The 8966-nt window shown below is 69.8% G+C and carries 11 protein-coding genes and 1 pseudogene; 6 read left to right on the top strand and 6 right to left on the bottom strand.

Annotated features, from left to right (window positions below; genetic code table 11):
• A partial coding sequence (locus tag LCE31_RS31695; protein WP_225020506.1) for a CHAT domain-containing protein occupies positions 1–2323 on the top strand: 2323 nt, incomplete at its 5' end.
• Positions 2324–2365: 42 nt separating this feature from the next.
• On the opposite strand, the gene LCE31_RS31690 is transcribed toward LCE31_RS31695, so the two are convergent.
• The 5 genes and pseudogenes from LCE31_RS31690 to LCE31_RS40615 all read right to left on the bottom strand — a co-directional run bounded on the left by LCE31_RS31690 (position 2366) and on the right by LCE31_RS40615 (position 6257).
• Entirely contained in the window at positions 2366–3688 is a 1323-nt protein-coding gene (locus tag LCE31_RS31690; RefSeq protein WP_225020504.1) for an eCIS core domain-containing protein, read from the bottom strand.
• Between the two features lie 256 nt (positions 3689–3944).
• Positions 3945–4028: pseudogene (locus LCE31_RS31685) on the bottom strand (SDR family oxidoreductase); the annotation flags it as partial.
• 24 nt (positions 4029–4052) lie between these two features.
• Positions 4053–4694: a LysE family translocator gene (locus LCE31_RS31680; RefSeq protein WP_225020502.1), complete on the bottom strand. Its 642-nt coding sequence runs from the start codon at positions 4692–4694 to the stop codon at positions 4053–4055.
• On the bottom strand, positions 4684–5388 hold the full coding sequence (gntA, locus tag LCE31_RS31675) for a guanitoxin biosynthesis heme-dependent pre-guanitoxin N-hydroxylase GntA (protein ID WP_225020500.1): 705 nt from the start codon (positions 5386–5388) through the stop codon (positions 4684–4686). Before gntA ends, LCE31_RS31680 begins: the two co-directional genes overlap by 11 nt.
• Before the next feature lie 737 nt (positions 5389–6125).
• Positions 6126–6257, bottom strand: a complete 132-nt coding sequence (locus LCE31_RS40615) for a hypothetical protein (protein WP_263632547.1) — start codon at positions 6255–6257, stop codon at positions 6126–6128.
• A gap of 143 nt (positions 6258–6400) precedes the next feature.
• Between LCE31_RS40615 and LCE31_RS31670 the strand changes: the two genes are divergently transcribed.
• Both LCE31_RS31670 and LCE31_RS31665 read left to right on the top strand, forming a co-directional pair.
• Entirely contained in the window at positions 6401–6730 is a 330-nt protein-coding gene (locus LCE31_RS31670; protein ID WP_225020498.1) for a hypothetical protein, read from the top strand.
• Between the two features lie 30 nt (positions 6731–6760).
• A complete protein-coding gene (locus LCE31_RS31665; RefSeq protein WP_225020496.1) occupies positions 6761–7057 on the top strand; it encodes a hypothetical protein in 297 nt (98 codons plus the stop codon).
• Positions 7058–7078: 21 nt separating this feature from the next.
• Here the strand turns inward: LCE31_RS31665 and LCE31_RS31660 are convergent, their stop codons facing one another.
• Entirely contained in the window at positions 7079–7606 is a 528-nt protein-coding gene (locus LCE31_RS31660; RefSeq protein WP_308042335.1) for an ATP-binding protein, read from the bottom strand.
• Between the two features lie 65 nt (positions 7607–7671).
• On the opposite strand from LCE31_RS31660, the gene LCE31_RS31655 reads away from it, so the two are divergent.
• The 3 genes from LCE31_RS31655 to LCE31_RS31645 form a co-directional block, all read left to right on the top strand.
• Positions 7672–8538 (top strand): helix-turn-helix domain-containing protein, encoded by an 867-nt coding sequence (locus LCE31_RS31655; RefSeq protein ID WP_374118609.1) that lies wholly within the window; start codon positions 7672–7674, stop codon positions 8536–8538.
• On the top strand, positions 8535–8771 hold the full coding sequence (locus tag LCE31_RS31650; RefSeq protein ID WP_225020494.1) for a DUF397 domain-containing protein: 237 nt from the start codon (positions 8535–8537) through the stop codon (positions 8769–8771). Before LCE31_RS31655 ends, LCE31_RS31650 begins: the two co-directional genes overlap by 4 nt.
• 5 nt (positions 8772–8776) lie before the next feature.
• Positions 8777–8966, top strand: a 190-nt coding sequence (locus LCE31_RS31645; protein WP_225020492.1) for a DUF397 domain-containing protein, incomplete at its 3' end; no start/stop codon positions are given.

Below are 8966 nucleotides of genomic sequence, written 5' to 3'. Positions count from 1 at the left end.
CACTCTCAGCCTCACCCCGCTGGGCCGAATGCGCAACACGATCATCCGGGCACCCTCGGTGACCGCCGTCCGGGCGCCCCCGCGCCGCGGGCCCCCCCCCCCCGGGGCCCCGGGGCCGGGGGGGGCCCCGGGCCCGGGCGCCCGGGCGCCGCTGGACCACACCGACCGCTACGCGCTGATACAGGCCGCGGTCGGTCTCGTCGGCCGGGCCGCGAACCAGAGGCGCGAGGAAGCGCGGGCGGCGGTGGCCGAGGCGATCGGCCTGCTCGAAGAGGCGCTGGCGCAGTGCGGCGAGGGCGACGAGCACTGGCTGCGGTGCGCCGCCCAACTGGCCACGGCGCACTACGTGCTCTCCGGCCTCGTCCGCTGGGAGCCGAAGCCGTTCAGCAGCCTCTCCCGCGCGGGCCGCGAGATCAACGCCCATCTGGACGAGGCCATTTCGCTGCTGCGCCGCGCCCGGCGGCTGGCCGAGGGGCCCGCGCATCCGATGTGGGTGACCATCGGCCACGTCCTGGCGGACGCGCTGCGCTCACGGTCGATGATGCTTCCGCAGCTCAAGGCGGCAGCCGCGGCCCGCATGGGGAAGGAGTCGCGCGAGATCGCCCTCTCGGCGCTGTCCGGGCTCGCCTGGAGCGTCCTCCTCCAGTCGGGCACCCGGCACGCCATGGAGGCGGGCGACAGGGCGATGGAGGAGCACTGCCTCGACATCGCCCTCTGGTGCGTCGAGGACGGTGAACTCCACGATGCGGTACGGGCGCTGGACAGCGGCCGGGCGCTCCTGCTGCACGCCGCCCAGGTCGGCGCCGACGTGCCGGGCATGCTGAGCGAACTCGGCCAGGACGGGCTGGCCGAGGAGTGGCGCGCGGCCGGACCCGTGCCGCTCGACCCGGGGCCCGGCGCCCCCGGCAGCGCGGCGGTACCGCCCGCCGTCGCCGGCCCCGAGGTGCGGCTGCGGCGGCGGGTGCTCGAGGTGCTGGCCGCCTCGCCGTACCGCGACCGGCTGCTGTCGCCGCCGGCCCCCGCCGAGATCGCCCGGGCGCTGCGGGCACTCGGCGCCGACGCGCTCGTCTATCTGGTGCCGAGGAGCGAGATATCCCTGCCGCTGGGAGGCAGGCCGACCCCGGGCGCCGCGCTGGTCGTCGGGGCGGACGGGACACTGCGCTCGGTCGGGCTGCCCGACCTGGCGCTCGACGCCCCCGAACTCGCCGCGTATCGCACCGCGGGCGGGGGGGTGCGCGATCCGCACCGCCCCCCGGGCCCGGTGACGGCACCCCGGCAAGGCCCCCGGCCGAACGGGGCCGAGGCGCTGGACCGGCTGTGCGAGTGGGCCTGGAGGTCCGTACTGGCGCCGGTGGTACAGGAGTTCCCCGACCACGGGGGTTCCGCTGCCCGGCCGGACGGGTCCCGCGGGCCCGGTTATGGGGATTCTCCCGCTGCCCGCGCGGACGCGTCCCGCGTGCCCGGCCACGGAGGCCCTCCCGCTGCCGGGCCGGACGGGTCCCGCGTGCCGCGCGTCGTCCTCGTCCCTCTGGGCACGCTGGCCGCCGTGCCGTGGCACGCGGCGTGGCGCGCCGAGGGTTCCGGGCGGCGCTACGCGCTGGAGGACCTCCAGATCTCGTACGCGCCGTCGGCCAGGACGCTGTGCGAGGTGGCCGGGCGGGCGCCGGCCGACCTCGGGGCGCCCGGCACCCCCGCGCTGGTCATCGGCAACCCCACGCGCGACCTGCGGTACGCGGGCGAGGAGGCCGAGGCGATCCACCGGGTGTTCTACCCGGAGGGGATCTATCTCGACGCGGACACCGCCGACGCGACGGAGGTGTCGGCCCGGCTGGCGGACCTGCGCGGCGGTGTGCTGCACCTGGCCTGCCACGCGCGGGTCGATCCCGGCGAGCGCCACAGTGCCCGCCTGGAGCTGGCCGGGGGCAGCAGGCTCGCCGCCGAGGAACTCACCGAGGGCACGAACCGGCGGTGGGAGCCCGGTCTCGTGTGCATCGCCGCGTGCTGGAGCAATGTGTCGAGCCGCGGTTACGACGAGGCGTACAGCCTGGCCACGGCCTTCCTGACGGCGGGCGCGCGCACGGTGCTCGGCTCGCTGTGGCCGGTGCCCGACGAGGCCACGTCACTGCTGATGTACATGACCCACCACTACGTGCGGCGCGAGGCGCTGCCACCCGGCCAGGCCCTGCGCCGGGCGCAGTTGTGGATGCTGGACCCGTGGCGCAAGGCGCCGCCCGAGATGCCGGCCCGCCTCGCCGTCCGCGCCCGCCACATCCGCCCCGACGACCTGGTCGGCTGGGCCGGCTTCACCCACCAGGGGTGGTGAGCGCCACCCGGCCGCGGCGCGACCCGGGACCGGGCCGGGACCTCACTCGTTCTCGATGGTGTGGGCGGTGTTGGCGAGGTCGACGTAGGCCTGGACCTGGTCGATCATCTCGTACATCGCGCGGGTCTCCGTGCCGTTCTCGTGGGCGTCCAGAAGCATGTCCAGCACGCGGGTCATTCCGGTGACGTCGGCGTGGCAGTACAGCCGGGTCGTGATGTATTTGCCGGGGCCGTGCTCGTCCCACTTCGTTCCCGAGACCCTGACGTTGACGCGGATGCCGTAGCGCAGCTCGTTGACGGGCAGGTAGGCGTCGGCCATGAGCTCGTACACCTGCCGCAGCTTGTCGACGGCCACCTTGAGCGGGTTGTCGAACGACTGGTGGGCCCTGTTGGCGGCCGGGGTGAGGATCGTGAGATTGGCCGCGTGCTGCCCGGTCCCGCCGAAGTCGGCGTTCAGCAGGTGCCCCGCCTTGAAGTTGATGTCGTACTGGAGCCTGGCGTCCCGGATCGCGCCGGGGAGGCTGGAGTCCGCGTCGGTGCCCATGGAGGTGAGCCCGTTCGGGCCGAGCGTCGCCGTGGACTCCGCGCCGCCCGCCTTCTTGCTGATCAGCGCGTAGGCGGGGTCCCGGAAATACCTCGGCAGGCTGCGGACGTCCACCCGGCGCCTGCGTACCGGCCGGTCGGGTGCGTAACCCCGGTCGTGGCCCCTGTCGTGGCCGCGGTCGTAACCCCGGTCGTACCCGCGGTCGTAGCGCTGGACGACGGACAGCGGGTCCGCCCACAGGCCGCCGCCCGCGTGGGAGGCACTGCGCTGCACGGCGGGGGCGGCGTGGCCCGCGCCCGGGAGCGCCGCTCGCTGCGCGAGGACGGACGGGGCGTGCGCCGCGCCCGCCGCGAAGGCGGCCCCGTCGGCCTCGGCGGTCCGCTCGGAAGCCTGTCCCGGGTCGGTCACGGTCACGCCGGAACCGTCGTTGTGACCCGTCTCGCGGTCACCCCTGAGGTTCTTGTCGACGTGGCCGAGTTCGTGGCCGATGATGTCCTTGCGCCCCTGGGCCGTCGGGCCCATGAAGACGTGCGTGCCGACCGTCATGGCGTGCGCGCCCATCGCCGCGACCGCGCGCTGGGCCGTCGGGTCGTCGTGCACGCGGGTCGCGGACAGCGCGCTGTTGTCGTAGAACGAGGTCGCCTCGCTCAGCAGGGACCCCGAGAGCGAGCGGCTGGGGCCCGCCATGGCCGTGCGCAGCAGCTCGCCCGAGTCGGCGGGGCCGCCGCCGGTGTGCCCGCATCCGGGGCCGTGCTCATGGTTGGCCGTCTCGACGGCACGCGCCACCGCGCCGTTCCCCGCCAGGCGCTGGAGATCCAGCATGCGCTGGGCCGGGGTGTTGAGGAGGGGACTCGCCGCGCGGGCTTCCTCCGACTCGGCTGACCGGCGCTCCCGCCGTGAGTGCGCGTGAATGATGAGCCCCTTTGAGACGACCGGAGGATTGCTCCCTCTGATTCTTCAGGACTACCGCGGTGCCCCGGTGGGACGACAGGTACGAACGGGCAGAGCAGGGGGCAGACTTCCGGCCCGTTGGTACCGGGCCGCCGCGCGCGCGACGCGCCGAGGCGGCGGTGCCGCTTCAGGCCAGGCCCCCGTTGCTGAACAGCAGTTGTCCGTTGACCCACTGGCCAGCCGGGGAGCAGAGAAAGTCCACCAGGTGCGCGGCGCCGGAAGACGAAGCACGAAGTCAAAGAGGAAGAGCCTCGACAGCGGTCAATCCTCCGAGAAGCACGAGCACACCACCGGTGGAAAACTCCAATACCTGCTGAACGCGAGGCTTCTTCAGCCATTGCAAAAGACGGCCGGTGCATTTTACGACGAGGAGCAGCCACAGGGCTGCGATCAGGCAATCAATGAGTCCGAAGAGCAATGTGAAGGCGAAGGCGGATTCTCCGCCCGGGAGAAACTGGGGGGACGCCGCCATGAAAAACAATCCTATTTTTGGATTGAGGAGGCAGCTCAGTACACCTTGCCGGAATCCCGTGAGGGCAGTCAGCGGCGCGGCCTCCGTCATCGGATTTTCGGACTCATCGGACGGCGATGATTCTCCCGCGTTTCGCAGACTCTGATATCCGAGCCAGACGAGGTAGGAGGCTCCTGCCAGGCGGACGCCCAAGAAGGCGGTACCGGAACGTCGCAGGACCGCCGCCAATCCGGCGGCGGCTACGGCTGCCCAGAGCAATGAACCCCCCGCTGCACCAAGGGCCGTGGCGGCACCAGCGCGCTGCCCTCCGCACATGCTGTTGCGTAGGACCATCGCCAGATCGGGTCCGGGGGTGACGCAGATGACTGTCGAGAATCCCGCGAACGACAGCAGGCTAGCTATCACTGTGTGTCTCCTGAGCGACGCGACCAGGACGAGGGGTGAAGGGGCATTGCCAGTCGGGTTCTACGGCACGTCCGGAGTACTGGCGGGCTTCGGATATTTCGCCGAATTCTCCGAGGTTCGGGTTTATGTCACCCTGGAGGCGGCGCTCCCGCTCTCGTATGCGACGCTGCAGGCCGGCGTAAATGCCGGTCTCCTTCAGTCGTGCGAACTGACGGTGGGAATTGAATACAAGGGTGGGCAGTGTAAACCGGCGAGAAACTCGGGACGAATTTGCGTGAAGCCCGACAATGAAGAGCGGATGTCCGGCGACGCTGAAGGCGAAATTTGCGGAAGCGGGGTCGTTATCGCTTTCTGATGCCCACGTGTATCGCTTGTTGTCGTACTCGTGAAGTGAGGACAATTGTTGCCAGGTAATTTTTTCGAATTCGTTCTCGTCGATGCCTACGGGGCCACTGAAGACTGCGGCGAAGCTGGCGAAATTTTCGTTGGGGGTCAAGTTTTGAGTAATGAAATTTTCAAGGCTGCTATGGAGCTCGTGGGTCGTCCGATCGGTACCCAGGGTGCCCAGCTCCGCATACTGGAAAACTTGACGCTTGACCGAAGCCTTTGCGGCCAGGCATGTGAATGTGCTGCCTTTTATCCACTGCTTCAGTTGGCTCCCTGTGCCGGATTCGTCCGGAAGTGCTCCGTGCATGAAGACTTACACCCTTCCCATCTCTCGTGGCCGTCTGGTGCATTGCTCGCCGCAGCGACGGCCCAGGAGAGAGGACATGGAGATCGCAAGGCCGATCGGTTATGGGTCGCTGCTGTGGGGCTTGGAGCGATGCGTGACCTTTCAGAACCTGTTGTTTGCAATATGCTGACTGTGGATCATGGGCTGGGCGTCAGCCCGTGGGCCACGGACAGCATTTCGAGGAATCGGCTCCCGTGTTTGGTTACGGCGCGGCGAGGCGTCCGGTTCACTGTCTGCTGAAAGGAGGTCAATTCCCTTGCAGGCGCGGGATGGTTGTTCGCAGGAGTTCTGTTCAGCCGGTGGACCTGGATTCAGCGTTCTGTCCGCTGGGTTCGCAGGGCCGCGGCGGCGGTCTCCTGGTCACCTCACCGCGTGATGGGCGACGTTGGGTGAGGCATGGCCGATCACGGCGGCGGCCTTGTGGCCAGGGTGGCGCGCGGAGCCCGTGCTTCGGCGGCTGTGGGCCGCGAGAGCGTCGGGGCCGATCACCCGACGGGAGGCCTCCCGACCGTGTACTGCGCCCACACGGTCTTGCCGATTGCCTCGGCGCGTGGACGCCCCAGGTATCCGCCCGGGACTCCACGATCAGTAGTTCTCTCCCGGACTCGGCGAGCGGGCCGGGCAGCGGGTCCTCGGGCGCCTCGGGGACGCGTTCCGCGTGGGTGCCGGTCACCTCGAAACTGCGGTCGCGTTGCCGCTCAGTCGCAGCAGCAGATGGAGGTTCCGCCCGGCCGGCCGCCCGGCGACGCGTCCGTGGCGCAGGCGGTGGCCGACAGTTTCACGACGACGGCGACGGGAGATGGTGGTTTCGGCGTCGAGTCGTATGGCATGTCCAAGGTGTTCAGCCGGTGTACTGCCAGCCGCCACGCCAGCCGGGCGCGTCGGGTCGTGGAACTGAACCGCATGGCGGACTCGTACGTCGAGGCGCGGGGCCGCCGGCTTCCGCGAGCGAGATCTTGAGGATCGGTTTCTGATGGCGGCATTCATCTTCTCGCAGGACGAGCCGGGCACCTTTACCGTGCGGAAGGCTCTGTTCCGGATGATCCTCACCAGGGCGGAGCGGCGGCTCGCTGAGGAGGTCGACGTGGCGGAGATCCAGATGTCGGAGGCGATGGAAGGGATTTCGTTCCGCCTCCTCGATGAAGATCAGCGGACGAGAGCCGCCGAAGCCGTGCTCGAAGGGACCAGGGAGCTGCGTACGGAGATCACCGAGGGCAAGCCTCTTGAGGAATCCGTCCTGCCCGGGGTCGAAGAGAAACTTGACGAACTGGTTTCCTTCCTTCAGGACCACACCGCGCGTTGAGGCGTTCGGGCAGGCATGCGGAGGAGGGCGATGTTCGAGCTGCTGCTCACACCCGAGATTCAGTGCTTTCCCCTGTGGGTGGAGAGGGACGGCGTGAAGGACAACACCGATCCCGGGACTCTCCCGCTCTCCGCCGGGCTGGTCGCCGACCTGGACGGCTGGAGAGCCCGCTGGGACGCCGCGTACGACCTCGACGACCCGCTCGACGCCGGGTTTTCCTCACCCGAGGAGGAGCGGGCCTTCGAGGCGGAAGGCGAGCGCCTTGCCGCCGGGCTGCGGGAGGAACTGGGCAGCGGCTGGACGGTCTCGCTCCGCGTACCCGCGTAGCGTCCCGGGCCGCGCGCGCCCTCACCTGCTGGGAGGCCTCCCGACCGTGTACTGGGCCCACACGGTCTTGCCGGGCGCGTCGGCGCGTGGATGCCAACCCCAGGTGTCCGTCAGGGACTCCACGATCAGCAGCCCCCTGCCCGACTCCGCGAGCGGGTCCGGCACCCGGTCCTCGGGCGCCTCCGGGACGCGTTCCGTGCGGGTGTCGGTGACCTCGACGCGTACGGTCGTGTCGTCCGTCAGCCGCAGCAGCAGATGGAAGTCCCGTCCGGCGACCCGCCCGTGGCGGACCGCGTTCGCCGCCAGCTCCGCGACGACGGCGACGGCGGTCTCGTTCGCCGCCGAGTCGTACGGCACGTCCCAGGCGTTCAGCCGGTGCGCCGTCAGCCGCCGGGCCAGCCGGGCGCCCCGGGGCGTGGAGCTGAACCGCATGGCGAACTCCCTTTCCACCACGGCTTCGTCGCGCGGTGCGATTTTTGCGATTTCTTTCATCACGCTGACCACGGTCCCGCTCGTGGCGTAGCGTGACCAGTGGTGACGCACGGACACGGGGGCGTTGTAGTCGTGTCTGCGGCACGGGTACGAGGCATGCCGAGCGAGCGAGGTGGACGGCCGTGGACACGGACCAGGATTACGTCACGACACCGGACGACGACACCGGAGAGACCAGCGGCGGAACGGGCGGCACGGCGGGCGTTGTCCTGGCGTTCGGGCGGCAGTTGAAGCTGTTAAGGCAGCGAGCGGGCCTCGAACGCGAGGGGCTGGGCAAGCTCGTCGGCTACTCGCCGTCCAGCATCGCGTCCTTCGAGCAGGGCCGCCGCATCCCGACGCCCGCCGCCATCGACAAGGCGGACGAGGTCCTGGGCGCGGGCGGCATCCTGGCGGCACTGAAGGAGGAGGTCGCCAAGGCGCAGTATCCCGTGTTCTTCCGGGACATGGCCGCGCTGGAGGCCAACGCGGTCGGCCTGTACGAGTACGCGGTCCAGGTGGTTCCGGGTCTTCTCCAGACCGACGACTATGCACGGGCGGTCCTTCGGATGCGCCGTCCAGTCATCGATGACGATGTGATCGAGCAGCGGGTGGTGGGGCGCCTGGCCCGGCAGGAGATCTACGCCCGGCGTCCGGCGCCGTCGCTCAGCTTCCTGATCGAGGAGGCGGTCTTGCACCAGTTGCTCGGCGGACGGGCGGTTCTGCGTGGGCAGTTGGAGCAGATCCTGCTCCTCGCGCACAACCGCAACGTCGAGGTCCAGATCATGCCGCTGGGACGGGAAGACCATGCCGGTCTGATGGGGGCATTTACTATGATCGACACGGCCAAGGGCGAGCGGTTGGCGTATGCCGAGGCGCAGGAAGACAGTCGTCTGTACAGCGATCACGTAAAGGTGCAGGAACTCGGATCGCGGTATGGGATTCTCCGAGCGCAGGCGCTCACCCCGGGTGAGTCGCTGGCCCATATCGAAGGACTCCTGGGAGAGACATGACCGAGCTCGCTTGGTTCAAGAGCAGTTACAGCGACAGCGGCGGCGGTCAGTGCGTCGAGATCGCCTGGTCCAAGAGCAGTTACAGCGGCAGCGGCGGCGGTCAGTGTGTGGAGGTCGCCGCGTGCGACGCCGCCACCGCCGTGCACGTGCGGGATTCGAAGCGTGCGAGTGGGCCGATGCTGACCGTCGCGCCCGGTGCGTGGGGCAGCTTCGTCGCCCTCGTACGGGGCTGAGAGACATGACCGAGCTGGCCTGGTTCAAGAGCAGCTACAGCAGCGGTGAGGGCGGCCAGTGCGTGGAGATCGCCTGGTCGAAGAGCAGCTACAGCGGCGGCTCGGGCGGCGAGTGCGTGGAGGTCGCCGCGTGCGACGCCGCCACCGCCGTGCACGTGCGGGATTCGAAGCGTGCGAGTGGGCCGATGCTGACCG

Origin of the sequence: Streptomyces sp. 8L (assembly GCF_020176795.1) — a bacterium.
Classification (GTDB): domain Bacteria; phylum Actinomycetota; class Actinomycetes; order Streptomycetales; family Streptomycetaceae; genus Streptomyces.
This window is presented reverse-complemented; position numbering and strand designations above follow the sequence as displayed.